The organism is Micrococcus sp. GbtcB5, assembly GCF_019091605.1.
Classification (GTDB): domain Bacteria; phylum Actinomycetota; class Actinomycetes; order Actinomycetales; family Micrococcaceae; genus Micrococcus; species Micrococcus luteus.
In genome coordinates this window covers 64017-80198 of the sequence record NZ_JAGXJK010000014.1, presented here as the reverse complement: position 1 = coordinate 80198, position 16182 = coordinate 64017, and the positions used below count along the sequence as shown (strand labels likewise).

Genomic DNA, 16182 nt, shown 5'->3' with positions numbered 1-16182 from the left:
CAGGTGGCCACCGTGGGCCGGCTCACCCGGAACTCGGCTGCCACGTGTGCCTGCGGGATCCCGTCGTGCAGGTGGCGTTGGACCATCCTGAGACGGCCAGTGGGGGTCAGGGGTGCGTTAGCGTGAGTCATGAGCGGGTCTCTTCTGGCAGGTGGGTTGTTGAGGAACTTCCATCCTGCGGGAGAGGTCCGCTCGTCTCATCTCAGCCCGGCACCCATGTCAAGAACCTCATGCCCCACAACACCTAGGCGCGGAACGCCCTCCCCCGTCGTCGGGCGCACCGGAGACGGGTCGCTAGCCTGGACGCATGGCTTCCTGCCCCCCGTCGTCGTCCGACCCCACCGCCGCACCACCCCTGGCCCTGCCGCTGGCCCGCGAGGAGCTGGACCGCGGTGCCGTGGCCCGCCTCGACCCGGGCCACCTGGCGGCGTCCTGGGCGCGCGAGGGGACGGAGGTCCTGTGGCTGCAGGGCGGCCGCGCACCGGTCGCGGACGGCCGGCTCGTCTTCACCGCGCCCTCCGGTCCCGTGCCGGCCGAGGCCGCGTATCTGGGCCGCGGCACCGCGGCGGACCGGGGCCCGCACGGGCGGGAGCGCGAGGTGGTCTCCGTCGCCGTCGAGCCGCCGGCGGCCCTGCCCGAGGACGCGGCCGCCGCGCTCGCCGACGCCGTGTGGGTCGGCCTCCGCGATGCGGCCGCCGCCCTCAGCGACGCGGACACCGGGCTGTTCGTGGCCGCCGTCGCGAACGCCAACTGGCACGCCACCCACCGCTTCTGCGCGTTCTGCGGCGGCGTCACGGACGTCGAGGCGGCCGGCTGGGTGCGTCGCTGCCGCGACTGCTCCCGGGAGCAGTTCCCGCGCACGGACCCGGCGGTGATCGTGGCCGTCATCGACCCGGCCGGGCGGATCCTGTTGGGCCGCAACGCGGCGTGGCCCGAGGGGCTGTACTCCTGCCTGGCCGGGTTCGTGGAGCCGGGGGAGTCCCTGGAGCACGCGGTGGTCCGGGAGATCGCGGAGGAGTCCGGGATCACGGTGACGCACCCGCGCTACCGCGGCTCCCAGCCGTGGCCGTTCCCGCGCTCGCTCATGCTCGGGTTCACCGCCCTGGCCCCGGCCGGCGTCGAGCCGGTTCCGGACGGCGAGGAGATCCTCTCCGTGCGCTGGTTCGAGCGGAAGGAGCTCGCGCATCTGGCCCGCGAGGGCGACGTCACCCTGCCCGGGGCCGTGTCCATCGCGCGGGCGCTCATCGAGGATTGGTACGGTGGGATGCTGCCCGATGCGCAGACCCTGATCACCTAGGAGGACTCGTCCCGCATGAGCACTCCCGACGAGATCCTCCGCGGCCTCGACCCGGAGCAGCGCCGGGCCGCCACGGCCCTGCACGGGCCCGTCTGCATCCTGGCCGGCGCCGGCACCGGCAAGACCCGCGCCATCACGCACCGCATCGCCTACGGCGTGGCCTCCGGCGTCTTCGACCCGCACCGCACCCTCGCCCTGACCTTCACGGCGCGCGCCGCCGCGGAGATGCGCACCCGCCTGCGCGACCTCGGCGTGGCCGGCGTCCAGGCCCGCACGTTCCACTCGGCGGCCCTGCGCCAGCTGCAGTACTTCTGGCCCCAGGCCGTGGGCGGGCCCATGCCCTCGCTGATCGAGAACAAGGTGCGCCTGCTCACGGAGGTCGCCCAGCGCATGCGCATGACCGTGGACCGGGCCGGCCTGCGCGACCTCGCCGGCGAGATCGAATGGGCCAAGGTCTCCCTGCACGCCCCCGAGGGCTACGCCGAGGCCGCGAAGGAGCGGGAGATGCCCGCCGGCTGGACCGCCACCACCGTCGCCCGTCTCTACACCGGCTACGAGGAGGCCAAGACAGCCCGGAACATGATCGACTTCGAGGACGTGCTGCTGATCCTCGTGGGGATCCTGTCCACCGAGCCGCAGATCGCGGCCACGATCCGGGACCAGTACCGCGTGTTCGTGGTGGACGAGTACCAGGACGTCTCGCCGCTGCAGCACCGCCTGCTCGACCTCTGGCTCGGCGACCGCGGCGACCTGTGCGTCGTCGGCGACGCCTCTCAGACGATCTACTCGTTCACGGGCGCGACCTCCCGCTTCCTCACCGACTTCCGTGAGCGGTATCCCGCGGCCACGGTGGTCCGTCTCGTGCGTGACTACCGGTCCAGCCCGCAGATCGTGGAGGCGGCCAACCGCCTGCTGGCGGACCGCACCAAGGCGGGGGAGCGGGACCGCACGATGCCGCGCTGGCCCGACCCCCTCGAGCTCGTCTCCCAGCGGCCGGCCGGCCCCGACCTCGTGTTCGCGGAGTGCACCGACGACGAGGCCGAGGCCGGCTGGGTCGCAGACCGGATCGCGGCGCTGATCGACGACGGCGTGCCGGCCTCCGAGATCGCCGTCCTGTTCCGCACCAACGGCCAGTCCCAGGCCTTCGAGACGGCGCTGTCCTCGGCGGGCATCGGCTACCAGCTGCGCGGCGGCGAGCGGTTCTTCTCCCGGCGCGAGGTGCGCGACGGCATCCTGCAGCTGCGGGCCGCCGCCCGCGCCGCCCAGGACCTGACGGGCGACGACGTCACGGACCGGGTGCGGGACGTGCTCTCCTCGCTCGGCTACTCCGCCGAACCGCCGGCGGCCTCCGGCGCGGCCCGTGAACGGTGGGAGTCCCTGCACGCCCTCGTCAACCTCGCCGACCAGCTCGCCACGACGCGCGGGGCCGAGTTCACGTTGACCGAGCTCGTGGCCGAGCTCGACGAGCGTGCCCAGCACCAGCACGCGCCGACGGTGCAGGGCATCACCCTGGCCTCGCTGCACTCGGCCAAGGGCCTCGAGTGGGACGCGGTGTTCCTCGTGGGCCTGTCCGAGGGGCTCATGCCGATCTCCTTCGCGGAGACCCAGGCCGAGGTGGACGAGGAACGGCGCCTGCTCTACGTGGGCATCACGCGTGCCCGCCAGCACCTGTCGCTGACGTGGACGCTCTCGCGGGGCACGGGCGGGCGCTCCACCCGGCGGCCCTCCCGGTTCCTGTGGGCCATCGACCCGACCCTCGGCGGCACCCGCGAGCACGCCCCGGCCCGTGGTTCCGCGGCGGGCCCGACGGCGCCGCGGCGCCGGGGCGCGAAGGTCGCCGTGTGCCGCACGTGCGGCAAGCCCCTCGAGACGGGAGCCGAGCGCAAGGTCGGCCGCTGCCTGGACTGCCCCGCCACCTACGACGAGGCGGTGCTCGAGGAGCTGCGCGACTGGCGCACCCGCACGGCCGCCGAGATGCGGATGCCCGCGTTCGTGGTGTTCACGGACGCCACCCTCGTGGCCATCGCCGAGGCCATGCCGAAGACCCCGGCAGAGCTGCTGAAGGTGCCCGGCCTCGGCAAGTCCAAGCTGGAGAAGCACGGACCGGAGCTGCTCGAGCTGCTGCACGGCACCCCGGCGGCCTGAGCCGCGGACCCGCGCTCCGTTCCGCCGGCGGCGCCGACCCCCTCAGAACGCCCAGCCGAGCGCGTCCGGGTCGCAGGCACAGCCGGGCCGGGGGCGGACCCGCACCCGGCGCGTGCGTCCCGTCACCCGATCGGCCCGCAGCACGCCGGGGGCCGGTCCGGCCCGCAGCGCGTCCACGGTCAGCACGGCGGCCCGCAGCGCCGCGAGCCCGTCCACCTGTCCCCGGTGCGCCGACGGGCCGGGCGCCGTCGGGGCATCGGGGACGCCCGTCGGATCCGCGGGCCATCGGCACAGCGGGCACCCGCGCACCCCGGGGGCGCACCACGGTCCGACCGTGACCGCCTTCGGTCCCACCGTGACCGGCAGCAGCGGGTGGTCGGCGGCCAGGGCCTGCGCGGCCAGGTCCGCGTCGAGCACGGACCCCACCGCCACCGTCGCCTGCCCCACGAGCACCGGCACCGGGCCGTGGTGCGCGTAGAGGCGCAGCCCGGGGGCCACGTCGCCCAGCCGGCGCTCGAGCGCACCCGCCCGGGGCCGACCGAGGTCCCCGGGCAGCAGGCCGGTCCCCAGGTCCGCGGCGTCGACGGGCCGCGGATCCCACAGGGCCAGGCGCAGCGCCCCGGCCCCCGCCAGGGCGTGGGCGATCGCCGCGCCCACCGCGTCGAGGCCCGCCACATGGACGTCGGTCGGCGGGGCCCACACCCCCGGCTCCGGCGCTGACGCGGCGGTGTCATGAGGGACGGTGGTGACGGTCTCGGCGACGGTGCGCACGGCTCTCCTCTCGGCTCGGTGCCTCCCACCCTGCCAGGGCGCCCCCGGACCGCGCCGGATTGTCCACAGCCTGCGGCCCATGCCGGAGAATGGCCCGATGCGCCCTGTCCCGCCCGCCCCCGGCCGCCCTCCGCGTGCCGTCCCGGCCGCCCACCGCGGTCCCGCCCGCGAGAGCACCGACCTGGACTGGGAGGGCACGCCCGTGCGGCTCGTGCGCTCCACGGCCCGCACCCGCACCGTCTCGGCGGCGTGGCGCGACGGCCGCCTGCAGGTCAACGTCCCGGCCCGTCTCTCGGCCGCGCAGGAGCGCGAGTGGATCGGCCGGATAGTCGCGAAGGTGGGCGCACGCGGTGGGACGGGGCAGCCCGCGGCCGACCCGGACGGCCGCCCCGCCGACGCCCGCTCCGACGACGCGCTCCTGGCCTGGGCGGGACGGCTCTCGGCGGCACACCTGGGCGGGCGGGCCCGTCCGGTCTCGGTCACGTGGTCGGCCCGGCAGCGCCGCCGCTGGGGCTCGTGCACGCCGGGGCGCGGCACCATCCGGCTCTCGACGCAGCTGCGCGGCATGCCGGACTGGGTGGTGGCGGCGGTGCTCGTCCACGAGCTGGCCCACCTGCTGGAGTCCGGACACGGCCCGGCCTTCCGACGCCTCGTGGACCGGTACCCGCGCTACGCCGAGGCGATGGCCTTCCTCGACGGGGTCACCTTCGCCGAGGGCCGCGGTCGCACGGCGCCGGACCGGTGGGCGGAGGACGAGGACGCGGGTTGACACGACGGCGGGCGGCCCGCACCCGAGGTGCCGGGCCGCCCGCGGCCGTCGTGCCGAAAGGGGCTCAGCCCTCGCGCGGCGCGTCGCCGAAGCCGCCCTCGAGGAGCTTGCGCAGCTCGTCGTCGAGGGACTCGGTGCTGGCGTCCGCGGCGGAGCGGCGCCCGGTGTACCCGGCGGGGTCCTCGAGGTCCTCCGCCGTGGGCTGACGCTCGGGATGGCGCCAGATCTCCTCGCGATACTCCGTGCCGTGCTCGGCCGTGACGTGCTCCCAGAACGCGGCGGCCTCGCGCAGGCGGCGCGGGCGCAGCTCGAGGCCCACGAGGGCGGCGAAGGCCTGTTCGGCCGGGCCACCCGAGGCGCGGCGGCGGTTCATGGTCTCGCGCAGGGCGGCCGCCGACTCGAGCGGGCGCGCGGCCTCGGCGACCACCACGTCCACCCAGCCCTCCACGAGGGCGACGAGCAGCTCCAGCTGGTCCAGCGCGGCCTGCTGGGTGGCGTCCGGGGCGGCGATGAAGGACGCCCCGTCGAACACGGCCTGCAGGGAACCGGGGTCCATCGGGTCCACCGACTGCGCGGCCCGCTCGATGCCCTCGGTGTCCAGGCGGATGCCCGCGGCGTACTGCTCGACGGCGGCGTACAGGTCCCGCTCGAGCCACGGCGAGTGCAGGAACAGGCGCATGCGTGCGGCCTCACGCAGGGCCAGGTAGATGCGGATCTGGTCGTCCGGCACCGAGAGCCCGTCGCCGAACTCCTCGATGTTCACGGGGACGAGGGCGAGACGGTGGCCGGCGACGGGCAGGCCGATGTCCGTGCCCGAGAGCACCTCCTTGCCCAGGGCGCCCACGGCGCCCCCGAGCTGCAGGCCGAACATCGTGCCGCCCATGTTCTTCAGCATGGGCTGCAGCCCGCCGAGCAGGGAGGCGTCCATGCCCTCGGGGAGCTGACCCGGCAGCTGCTGCTCGATGGCCGCGGACATCGCACGGGACATCGAGATGGCCACGGGCTCGGTGAGCCGGCGCCACTGGTCCATGGTCGCCTCCACCCACTCGGCACGGGACCAGGCCACGCCGACGCTGCCGACGGGCTCGGTCTGCGTGACGCCGTCGAGCCACAGCTCGGCCAGCCGCAGCGCCTCGTCCACCTCGCGTCGCGCGAACGAGCCGACGGCCGGGTCCTCGCCGGCCACGGCCTGGCGGGCGGCCTGCTTCGCCAGAGACCAGTTCACGGGGCCGTCCGAGCCGGAGCCGGAGCTCATCATCGCCTGGAACTGGGCCATGGCCTGCTGCATCATGGCCGGATTCAGCTGGGACGGGTCGAAGGGCACCCCGCCGGGGCCGCCCAGGCCCTCCATGGCGCGTCGGACTTCGTCCGGGTCGGGGCCCTGGCCGCCGAAGAGCTGCCGCAGCATCTCCTCCAGGGGGTCGCGGCCGTCGTCGGATCCGGGCGTGCGCGCGTCGTTGCTCATGTCTCCAGCGTATCCGCGTCGGCGCGACGCGCCCGCCCTCCCGACGTCGCGGCGGCGCGGTTCGCCCATGGCGCACGGCGTCGCGCGGGGCAGGCGGGGGTCGCGGCCCCGCGTAGACTGGTGTGACCGTCGCCGCGCGGCCCGTGCCCGGCGGCGAGGACGGCCCGATCAGGACCCCCAGGAAAGACGGTGTCGCGTGCGCGCAGTGCCCTCGAGGACCACCCGCGCCGCCCGCGTGCCCTTCTCCGGATGGCTCGCCCTGGGCAGCGCCGGGCTGGCACTGCTGGCCCCCACCCCCTACATCCTCGAGGGCCCCGGCCCCGCCGTGGACCTGCTGGGCGAACGCGAGGGTCGACCCGTGCTGCGCGTCGAGGGCGGCGAGGCGGACCCGGGTGAGGGGACCCTGCACATGACCACCGTGATGGTCGGGGGTCCTCCCATCGGCACCACCTCCCTGCTCGATCTCGGCCGCGGCCTGACGGACCCCGCCGTGGACGTGGCCCCGCGCGAGCTGATGTATCCCACCGGCGTCACCTCCGACGAGGTCGGCGAGGCCAATTCGGCGGCCATGTCGGACTCCCAGCAGACCGCGACCGCCGCGGCCCTGCACGAGCTCGGCCGGGAGGTGCCCCAGCGGCTCGTCGTGCAGCAGCTCGTGTCCGGCGGGCCCGCCGAGGGTGTCCTGCGGGCCGGGGACGAGGTGATCGCCGCCGAGGGACGGCCCGTGGCCGACCTGGAGGCCGTGCGCGCCGCCGTCGGGGCCGCGGGGCCCGACCCGGTCACGCTGACGGTCCGCCGCGACGGCGTGGAGCAGGACCTCGAGGTGCCGGTGGCGGCCGCCCCCGAGGGCGCGCCCCAGCCGTGGCAGATGGGGGCCCTGATCGAGACCGCCTACGACGTCCCGGTGGACGTCGAGCTGACCGTGCCGGACATCGGCGGGCCCTCGGCGGGTCTGATGTTCGCGCTCACCGTGATCGAGCGGCTGACCCCGGGCGCGATGACGGGGGGCGCCCCGATCGCGGGAACGGGCACGATCTCGGGGGACGGCGTCGTGGGTCCCATCGGCGGGATCCCGCAGAAGGTGCGCGGCGCCGCCGAGGCGGGGGCCACGACGTTCCTCGCCCCCACGGCGAACTGCGAGGAGCTGGCCGGCCGTGTGCCCGAGGGTCTGACGGTGTACCCCGTGGACACGCTGGGCCAGGCCCGCGACATCGTCGAGGCGGTGGCCCGGGGGGAGAGCCCGGCCGCCGCCCGGACGTGCGGCTGAGCCGACGCACACCAGGACCACCAGACCACCAGACCGGACGACATGTCCGGGGCGCAGCGCCCCGGACCGGAGCAGAGCCCCGCGGACGCGGGAGGGAAGAGGACAGAGCAGTGAGCTTCGGACAGGGAGGCGGCGGACCGTTCGGCGGCCCGCCCCGTGACGGCGGCGGGACCGCCGGGGGCCAGTCCGGCCCGTTCGGGGCGTTCGGCCCCTTCGGCGGCGCCCCGCGCGGCCCGGGCGACGACGGCGACCGCGGTCCTGGTGGCCCGTTCGGCGGGGGCGGGTCCTCCGCCGCGCGCGGCAGGGGCCGGCCGGGCCGGCCGAGCGCGCTCGTGCTGACCATCATCGCGGTGGCCGTGCTCGTGGGGCTGTTCGTGGTGTTCACGAACGTCTACACGGACGTGCTGTGGTTCTCGCAGCTGGGCTTCACCGAGGTCTTCTGGACCGAGGTCGTCGCCAAGGCCGCGCTGTTCCTGATCGCCGGGCTCGGGATGGCCCTCGCCGTGTGGCTGGCGATCCGCACGGCCTGGCGCCACCGCCCCGCGGACGCGTCCGCGGCCGCGCGGGACTCGCTCAGCCAGGCCCAGCGCCAGCTGGAGCCCATCCGGCGCCTGGTGTTCCTGGGTGTCCCGCTCGTGCTCGGCGTGTTCGCCGGCTCCACCGCGATGAACGGGTGGAACACGGTCCTGCTGTTCCTGAACCAGGTGCCCTACGGCCAGGCGGACCCGGAGTTCGGCCTGGACCTCATGTTCTTCATGGCCACCCTGCCGTTCCTGACGCTCGTGGTCGGGTACCTGATCTCGGTGGTCCTGGTCTCCGGCATCACCGGTCTTCTGGTGCACTACCTGTACGGCGCGGTGCGCGTGGAGGAGGGCGGCGGCGTGCGGATCACCCCGGCGGCGCGCGCCCACATCGGCATCACCCTGGCCGTGTTCCTGCTGCTGCAGGGCGTCAACTTCTGGCTCAACCGCTACCGCACCACGCAGTCGCAGACCGGCAACTGGGCCGGCGCGCTCTACACGGACGTGAACGCGGTCATCCCGACGTCGGCGATCCTGGCGGTCACGGCCGTGATCGTGGCCGGCCTGTTCGTGTGGACGGTGGTCTCGGGCCGGTGGCGGCTGTCGCTGATCGGCACCGCGGTCCTGGTCATCACGGCGCTCGTGGTGGGCACGGCGTACCCCTTCATCGTGCAGGAGTACCAGGTGAAGCCGTCCGAGCGCACGCTCGAATCCCAGTACATCGAGCGGAACATCGCCATGACGCGCGAGGCGTACGGCCTGGACGACGTCGAGGTGACGAACTATGAGGGCGCCACGGACACCGAGGCCGGGGCCCTGGCGGGCGAGGAGGCCAACACGGCCAACGTCCGTCTCATGGACCCGAACCTGATCTCCCAGACCTTCGGGCAGCTCCAGCAGTTCCGTCCGTACTACGCGTTCCCCACCACCCTGCACGTGGACCGCTACGAGGTGGACGGCCAGACGCGGGACACCATTCTGGCGGCCCGTGACGTCAACGTGGACGACTCCCAGTCGTGGGTGAACCGCCACACCATCTACACGCACGGCTACGGCATGGTCGTGGCCGACGCCTCCGAGGTCGCGGCCGGCGGCCGGCCCCAGTGGCTGCTCTCCGAGATCCCCACGCGCGGGCCGCTGGCCTCCGACCAGGACTACGAGCCGCGCATCTACTTCGGGCACAACTCGCCCTCGTACTCGGTGGTGGGTGCGCCCGAGGGCGCGCCGGCCGTCGAACGCGACCGGCCGCAGACGGCCGACTCCCAGGAGGACACGGCGTACACCTTCTCCGGCGACGGCGGCCCCTCGGTGGGCAACCTCTTCAACCGGCTCGCGTACGCGGTGAAGTTCGGCTCGCCCGAGCTCGTGCTGTCCTCGGACGTGAACGAGGCCTCGCAGATCCTCTACGATCGCGACCCGGCCGAGCGCGTCCGCAAGGTCGCGCCCTACCTGACGGTGGACACCGCCCCCTACCCGGCGATCGTCGACGGCCGCGTGCAGTGGATCGTGGACGCCTACACGACCTCGGACCAGTTCCCGTACTCCACCGCCCAGCAGCTGGGCGAGGTCACGGTGGACTCCCTGAGCCAGGGCCAGAACCCGGCGCTCCAGGGCCGGGTGAACTACATCCGCAACTCGGTGAAGGCGACGGTGGACGCGTACGACGGCTCGGTGTCTCTCTACGCGTGGGACGACCAGGATCCGCTGCTGCAGGCCTGGCAGAACGTCTACCCGTCCTCGCTGCGCCCGTACTCGGAGATGAGCGCCGGACTCCTGGACCACGTCCGCTACCCGGAGGACATGTTCAAGGTCCAGCGCGAGCTGCTCGGCCGCTACCACGTGACCGACGCGGACGACTTCTACGAGAACAACGACGCGTGGTCCGTGCCGTCGGACCCCACGCGCGAGGAGGACGTCAAGCAGCCGCCGTACTACATGACGCTGCAGATGCCCGGCCAGGACGAGCCGGCGTTCTCCCTCACCAGCAGCTACATACCGCAGATCACGGACGGTGCCCAGCAGCGCAACGTGCTCTACGGGTTCCTCTCCGCCGCCGGCGACGCCGGCACGGGGGAGGACGGCGTGAAGGCCGAGGGCTACGGGCAGCTCCGACTGCTCGAGCTGCCGCGGTCCACCACGGTGCCCGGCCCTGGCCAGGCGCAGGCGAACTTCGACTCGAACGCGGACGTCTCGCGGGAGCTGAACCTGTTGCGCCAGGGCGCGTCCGAGGTGCTCAACGGCAACATGATCACCCTGCCGGTGGCCGGCGGCATCCTCTACGTCCAGCCGGTGTACGTCCGCTCCTCGGGCGGCACCACCTACCCGACGCTGCGCAAGGTGCTCGTCTCGTTCGGCGACAAGGTCGGCTTCGCGGACACCCTCCAGGAGGCCCTGGACCAGGTGTTCGACGGCGACTCGGGCGCGGTCACCCCGGAGGAGAACCAGGCGGAGGCGCCCGCCCCGGGCGAGGAGCCGTCGGCTCCGGGCACGGTCGAGGAGGAGCTCTCGGCGGCCCTCGAGGAGGCGCAGGACGCCCTGACCCAGGGCCAGGAGCGTCTGGCCGAGGGCGACTGGGCCGGCTACGGCGAGCAGCAGAAGCGTCTCAACGAGGCCCTGAAGCGTGCCACCGCCGCCGACGACGCCCTGGGCGGCGACGCGCCTGCCCAGGACCAGGCCCCGGCCGAGGCGAGCCCCGCGCCGTCGTCGAGCCCCAGCCCGACGCCGAGCGGCTGACGGGCGTCGGCGGGCCGGGCCCGCCGGACCGTCGACGACGGCCCCGGCCACGCACCGCGCGTGGTCGGGGCCGCTGTCGTCTCGGGGCAGATGGCCGCCGCATGGCCGCCGGATGGCGGGGTGCTGACGCTGATTTGAACTCGACGGGACAGGTGTGTATAGTTCTAGAAGTCGCCGCGGGGTGGAGCAGTTCGGTAGCTCGCCGGGCTCATAACCCGGAGGTCGCAGGTTCAAATCCTGCCCCCGCAACGAGAAGGAGAAGGCCCCCAGCATCTGCTGGGGGCCTTCTCGCATGTCCGGACCCGGTCGCCCCGGCCCGCCGGCACGGTGCTGGCGGGCGAGCCGACCGCCCTCGGGCGATCAACGCGGGGGAGCGGGAGCGTCAGCGGCTCGAGGCCCGGACCGCCTGCTGGGCCGGGGTGCGGCGGCCCGGGTCGGTGCGGCGCAGCCAGACGGCAGCGATGATCGCGATGACCGCGATGGCGCCCCAGATGCCGACGACGGCCCAGGACAGGCCCGCGAGGAGCAGCAGCGGCACGAAGGACACGGCCGCGATCTCCACGGGCACCACCGGGATGTAGGCCACGCCGAACTGCTCCATGGTCCCGGACTTCAGCTTCGGGTCCACGATGCGCAGCATGGCCACGCCCGTGGCGACGGCGCCGGTGGCCCAGCCCCACGTGAACAGCTGCTTCTCGAACCACGCGTCGGTCATGACGCGCGGCGCCACGACGATCCCCAGGAACAGGGCCAGCGCGAGGCCGATCACGAACAGGAGCAGCAGCGGCTGCCAGTAGTCCACGACCACGGTCGGGGCGATCGCGGCGATGCCGCAGACGATGAGGATGTCCGTGGCGGTGCCGGACACCGAGTTCAGCGAGCCCGGGTCGAGGAACTTCGCCGTCTTCGTGGCCTGGAACAGGACGCGGGCGATCAGGCCGAGGAGGAACGCGATCGCGAACGCGGGGATGATCAGCTGGGGACCGTCCTCACCCACGACGCTCGGCCACACGGCCGTGATCCAGGAGACCACGCCGTGCGCGGCCGCCGCGATCATCGCGACCACGCCGACCTGGAAGGCCAGCGACTCCACCGAGGCCGCCGAGAAGGTGTGCCGGCCGATGACCGGGCGTTCCTCCACCTGGTTCAGCACCCCGGTGCGCAGCTCCTCCGGGATGGAGGTCAGGCCCGCGAACTCCCGCGCGTGGCCGCGCTGCGCGCCGATCTTGGCCTGGATGATGCCACCCACCACGCCGACGATCATGCCGACGGTGGCCGAGGTGTAGGCCAGCGAGGTGACGGTCGCATCACCGTTGGCCGCGTACGCCTGGCCCACGGCGGCCGCGGAGCCGAAGCCTCCCGCCCAGCCGGCGAACAGCAGGGCGGCGAACGAGTCGGGCGCGTCGAACAGCGGCTGCAGGAGGACCAGCGTGACGAGGGCGCCGATGGCCACCTGGGAGGAGTAGATCAGCACGCCGTAGGACGCGAACGCGCCCACGGGGCGGCCGATCTTGCGGACGTCGAAGTCGTCGGTGAGCGCGATGCACACGAACACGATGACGATCAGGATCGAGCCGTACGTGCCCAGCTGGGAGCTGAACGGCAGCCAGCCCAGGCCGTTCGGGCCGAGGGCCAGGCCCAGGATGCCCGCGATGACGGAGGCCGGGATCATCAGGGTCTGGAGGGGCGTGATGACGGCACGGGCCAGCGTGCCCACGGCCAGGAGCGCGCCGATGAGGCCGGCGTCGACCAGCACGGACCAGGCCGTGAACTGCTCTTGCATGGGGTTCTTCCTCTGTGCGGGGACGGGGGTGTCCCACGGAGCGTGCCGAGGGACCCCGGGACAGTACCAAAGGAGCGCGGGGGCCGGGGCGCGTCCGGGAGGGGCACCGGGCCGGGGCGCACGAGGACGGCCCGCCGCGCCGGCGTGGGCCGGGCGACGGGCCGTGGGGAGGGGCGGGGTCAGCCGCGCGCGGTGCCGGTCTCCTCGGCGGTCCCCTCGGCCGCGTAGTCGAGGGTGAGGGTCTCGTCGGCGTCGACGTCGCCCGAGGTGAGGGCGGCCTGGCCGGCGCCGCCGGCCTTGAGGGCGGCGAGGCGGGCCTCCACCTCGGTCTTCTCGCCGAGGTCCTCGAGGGACTCGAACTGGGCGTCGAGGGAGGAGGCGGCGATCTCCTGCTGGCCGCGCACGCGGGCCTCCTCGCGACGGACCTTCTCCTCGAAGCGGGAGACCTCCGAGGTCGGGTCCAGCAGGTCGATCGACTTCACGGCGTCGGCCACCGCGGACTGGGCGTGGGCGGACTTGGCGCGGGCGGTCAGCTCGTCGCGCTTGGCGACCAGCTGCTGACGCTTGACCTTCATCTGGTCCAGACCGGTCTTCAGGCGCTCGACGATCTCGCGCTGCGAGGCGATGGTCGGCTCCGCGGACTTCGCCTGGCGCTCGAAGTCCATCTGGCGCTCGATGGCCACCTTGGCGAGGTTGTCGAACTTGTCCGCCGAGGCGGTGTCGCCCTTGGCGCGGAAGTCGTCGGCCTTCTGGGAGGCGGCCAGCGCCTTCTGGCCCCAGCTGCGGGACGCGTCCTGGTCCTCGCGGTAGTCGTCCTCGATCATCCGCAGGTTGCCGATCGTCTGGGCGACGGCGGCCTCGGCCTCGGCGATGTTGTTCGTGTAGTCGCGGACCATCTGGTCCAGCATCTTCTGGGGGTCCTCGGCCTTGTCCAGCATCGCGTTGATGTTGGCCTTCGCCAGCGTGCTGATGCGGCCGAAGATGGACTGCTTGACCATGGTGTCTGCCTTTCGTCGGTCTTTCACGTCAGCGCAGACCGTCGGCCTGCGTCCACCCCGTCCCGCTCCTGCGGGCCGGGCCGGCGCCCGAGGCGCCGGAGTTCATGGGGCGGCGGTCAGAAGCCGCCGCCGGAGATGTCGCCGAAGTCGCCGCCGCCGAGGCCGCCGCCGTCGAACCCGCCGAAGCCGCCGCCGCCCCAGCTGTCACCGTGGCCGCTGTTCAGGATCGAGTTCATCAGGATGCCGCCGAGCAGCGCGCCGCCGAGGCCACCGCCGAAGCTGCCGCCCACTCCGGCGCGCGGGCGCGTGCCGTACCTGCTGCCCATGCCTGGGCCGTAGCCGAAGCCCTCGACGTCCGCGCGGGCCAGCTCGCTCGCGCGCTCGGCCAGCTGGGAGGCGCGCTGCGCCTGCTGGAGGGCGGCCACGGGGTCGGTGCGGCCGAGGCTGATCGCCGAACGCAGCGTGTGGTCGGCCTCCGCGAGCCGGGTCCGGGCCTCCGAGCCCACGGCACCGCGTCGGGCGCCGATGAAGTCGGCCGTGCCGTCGATCTGCGCCTGTGCCTGGGCGATCGTGGAGGTGAGCACCTGGGAGGCCTGGCGGGCCTGCTCGCGAGCGTCGCGGACGCCGGCAAGGGGGGTGTTGAGCTGGCGGTGCGCGGCCTCGAGCTGGTGGAGCAGCTCCAGGGGATCCGGGCGGCCGGCCGCGAGGGCCTGGCGCACAGCGTTCACGGCGGTCTTCATCCCCGCCACCGGGCCGGCCAGCTCGGGGTGCGATCCGTTGGCCACGAGCGCTTCGGCCTCGGCCACGTCCTGCTCGGACTGGGCGAGGCCCGTCTGCAGGTTGCCCAGCATGGCCCGCAGGGACCCTTCGGCCTTGCCGACCGCCTCGGTGAGCGTGTCCACCTGGCTGAGCGCCTCCTCGGCGGCACGCACGGCCAGCGCCGCCGTGGAGCGGTCCTGGGCTTCCCACGCGCTCCGCGACTTCGCGAGGGCGGTCTCCACGAACTCGAGCCTCTCCCGGGCCTGCGCCGCGTTGTCCGCGACCTCGGCGAGGGCGGACTCCGCGTACTGGCCGTGCAGCGCGGTGATCGCCGACTCGGAGTCCTGCACCCGGGACCGGGCCTCGGGCAGGCGGGCTTCGAGACGCTCGAGGGCCTCGGGCACCTGGTTCTCGAGGTCGCGCAGGGAGTCGAACTCCTTCTTGTGCGCCGCCAGGGACGCACCCACGGCCTCGCTGCGCTGGATGATCTCCTTGAGCCAGGCGCGCTGCTCGGCCTCGGTGTCCGGGATCTCGTCGTCGAGCTGGTGCTGGAGCTGGAACGAGGCCCGCATGTGCTCCTTGGCCTGGTCGATGTCCTGGCGGAACGTCGCCACGGACTTCTCCCCGTAGGACGCCTCGGCGAAGCCCAGCTCCTGTTCCGAGGAGCGGATGGCGTCGTCCGCGGCCACGAGCTTCGAGCCGGCCTGGGTGCGCAGCTGCTCCACGCTGAGCTCGTCGAGGGGGTCGCGGCGGGCCTCCTCGGTGCGGCCCCGTTCGACGGCGCCACCCTGCGTGCGCCTCCGGCTGCGGGCCACGAGCACGCCGCCGCCCACGGCCGCGGCCACCGCACCTGCGCCGAGGACCGCCGTCAGGGCCCCACCGCCGTCGGAGGCGCCCTGGGCCGTGCTCCCGCCGCCCGTGGTGCCGGCCGGCAGGGCGCCGGCCGGATCGTACTCGGCCCCGCTGGCCCCCGTGCCGTCGAGCGTGCCGTCGGCGGCGTCGTCGAGCCCCTGCACCGCGGCGATGCCCACCGCGAGCCATTCCGCCGAGCCGGGGTCCGTGCCGATCTTGGACAGCTGCGGGCCCACGTAGGTGCGCGTCACCTGGTTCTGCAGGTTCGCGTCCCCGCCGCTGTCCAGCCCATAGGCGCGCTCCTCGACCGCGATCGCCAGGACCGAGTCGTTCGTCCCGAGCCCGCGCTGGCGCGCCACGTCCTGGGCCAGCGTCTGGGCGTCCGTGCTGAACTCATCCACGTAGACGACGTACAGCCCCTGCCCGGTGTCCCGGCGTAGGTCCTGGATCTCCTGGGTCAGGCGCTGCTCATCCGAGGTCGAGAGCACACCGGCCTCGTCCACCACGTACACGCCCGGCGGCACCGCCACGGCCTGCGCGGTGGGTGCCGCCACCAGGAGGCCCAGACCTCCCAGGCCCGCGGCGGTCACGGCACGCGCCAGACGGCCGACATCGGCGGGGCGGGTGAGCACGGTCATGTGGGGTCTCCTTCGACGGCGGAGGCGAGCCGCCGCACCGGGCGGACCCGCCGGATCCTGGGGTTGAGTGTAGGGCGGCGTGGGAATCGGGCACCAGGGATCCGGCGCGGCCGGAACCGTGGGAGGAGCGGACGTTCGGCCGACCTCTAGGCGGCGTTCAGTCATGCACGCTAGCGTGGACGTG

General features: G+C 74.0%; 11 protein-coding genes and 1 tRNA gene. 6 read left to right on the top strand and 6 right to left on the bottom strand.

Annotated elements, in window-relative coordinates; genetic code table 11:
- Positions 1-131: leucine zipper domain-containing protein (locus KVS67_RS06990; RefSeq protein ID WP_254629268.1), on the bottom strand; the 131-nt coding region annotated here is incomplete at its 3' end.
- Positions 132-307: 176 nt separating this feature from the next.
- On the opposite strand from KVS67_RS06990, the gene nudC reads away from it, so the two are divergent.
- On the top strand, positions 308-1297 hold the full coding sequence (gene nudC, locus KVS67_RS06985; protein ID WP_036314348.1) for an NAD(+) diphosphatase: 990 nt from the start codon (positions 308-310) through the stop codon (positions 1295-1297).
- A 15-nt stretch (positions 1298-1312) separates the two neighbouring features.
- Positions 1313-3442: an ATP-dependent DNA helicase UvrD2 gene (locus KVS67_RS06980; RefSeq protein WP_041105123.1), complete on the top strand. Its 2130-nt coding sequence runs from the start codon at positions 1313-1315 to the stop codon at positions 3440-3442.
- Between the two features lie 42 nt (positions 3443-3484).
- Here KVS67_RS06980 and KVS67_RS06975 read toward each other — a convergent pair whose 3' ends face one another.
- Positions 3485-4213 carry a ThiF family adenylyltransferase gene (locus KVS67_RS06975; protein ID WP_041105125.1) on the bottom strand — a complete coding sequence of 243 codons (729 nt, stop codon included), beginning with the start codon at positions 4211-4213 and terminating at the stop codon, positions 3485-3487.
- A gap of 97 nt (positions 4214-4310) precedes the next feature.
- Between KVS67_RS06975 and KVS67_RS06970 the strand changes: the two genes are divergently transcribed.
- Positions 4311-4982, top strand: coding sequence for a M48 family metallopeptidase (locus tag KVS67_RS06970; protein WP_217565152.1), 672 nt, complete (start codon positions 4311-4313; stop codon positions 4980-4982).
- A 64-nt stretch (positions 4983-5046) separates the two neighbouring features.
- Here the strand turns inward: KVS67_RS06970 and KVS67_RS06965 are convergent, their stop codons facing one another.
- On the bottom strand, positions 5047-6447 hold the full coding sequence (locus tag KVS67_RS06965; protein WP_041105129.1) for a zinc-dependent metalloprotease: 1401 nt from the start codon (positions 6445-6447) through the stop codon (positions 5047-5049).
- Positions 6448-6643: 196 nt separating this feature from the next.
- Between KVS67_RS06965 and KVS67_RS06960 the strand changes: the two genes are divergently transcribed.
- The 3 genes from KVS67_RS06960 to KVS67_RS06950 all read left to right on the top strand — a co-directional run bounded on the left by KVS67_RS06960 (position 6644) and on the right by KVS67_RS06950 (position 11217).
- Complete coding sequence (locus tag KVS67_RS06960; protein ID WP_230594532.1) at positions 6644-7714, top strand: PDZ domain-containing protein; 1071 nt, start codon at positions 6644-6646, stop codon at positions 7712-7714.
- Positions 7715-7824: 110 nt separating this feature from the next.
- Positions 7825-10968 (top strand): UPF0182 family protein, encoded by a 3144-nt coding sequence (locus KVS67_RS06955; protein ID WP_061867014.1) that lies wholly within the window; start codon positions 7825-7827, stop codon positions 10966-10968.
- A gap of 175 nt (positions 10969-11143) precedes the next feature.
- Positions 11144-11217, top strand: a tRNA-Met gene (locus tag KVS67_RS06950).
- A gap of 133 nt (positions 11218-11350) precedes the next feature.
- On the opposite strand, the gene KVS67_RS06945 is transcribed toward KVS67_RS06950, so the two are convergent.
- The 3 genes from KVS67_RS06945 to KVS67_RS14345 form a co-directional block, all read right to left on the bottom strand.
- Complete coding sequence (locus KVS67_RS06945) at positions 11351-12751, bottom strand: sodium/glutamate symporter (protein ID WP_036341163.1); 1401 nt, start codon at positions 12749-12751, stop codon at positions 11351-11353.
- Between the two features lie 179 nt (positions 12752-12930).
- Positions 12931-13749 (bottom strand): PspA/IM30 family protein, encoded by an 819-nt coding sequence (locus KVS67_RS06940; protein WP_036341166.1) that lies wholly within the window; start codon positions 13747-13749, stop codon positions 12931-12933.
- A gap of 116 nt (positions 13750-13865) precedes the next feature.
- Entirely contained in the window at positions 13866-15998 is a 2133-nt protein-coding gene (locus KVS67_RS14345) for a TPM domain-containing protein (protein WP_063189530.1), read from the bottom strand.
- Positions 15999-16182 lie beyond the last annotated feature (184 nt).